At 66.7% G+C, this 327-nt stretch carries 1 protein-coding gene; it reads left to right on the top strand.

Annotation, left to right across the window (positions count from 1 at the left end; translation table 11 throughout):
- The first annotated feature begins 120 nt into the window (after positions 1-120).
- Positions 121-249, top strand: a complete 129-nt coding sequence (locus MKK63_RS32130) for a hypothetical protein (protein ID WP_409564457.1) — start codon at positions 121-123, stop codon at positions 247-249.
- The last annotated feature ends 78 nt before the right edge of the window (positions 250-327 follow it).

Genomic DNA, 327 nt, shown 5'->3' with positions numbered 1-327 from the left:
GAAGTAGCTCGCACCTAGGCGGACCGCGGCCGCCAAGCGTCCAAGCCCACCGAGATCCCTGCCCAGGGCTGGAAAGACATCGCCCTGCGTGCCTACCGGGTCGTCGGTGAGAACCGGATCATGCTGGACTTGGCCGGCGTCACCTTCTTCGCCCTGCTGGCGATCTTCCCCGCGATCGCCGCTTTGGTGTCCGCCTACGGCCTTGTGGCGGATGCCTCGGCCATCAACGACCGACCCCCCAGCCTCTAGGGGATACTGCCCCAGGGCGCGCTCGACATCCTGACCGGCCAGGGCAACAACCGGAACGAGAAGGTGAATGCCACGCTC

It is taken from the genome of Methylobacterium sp. J-088 (assembly GCF_022829295.1).
Lineage (GTDB): Bacteria > Pseudomonadota > Alphaproteobacteria > Rhizobiales > Beijerinckiaceae > Methylobacterium.
This window is presented reverse-complemented; position numbering and strand designations above follow the sequence as displayed.

What these genes read in the sequence shown, in the direction of transcription:
- MKK63_RS32130 (WP_409564457.1), top strand. Translation starts at nt 121, where the DNA reads ATGCTGGACTTGGCCGGCGTCACCTTCTTCGCCCTGCTGGCGATCTTC.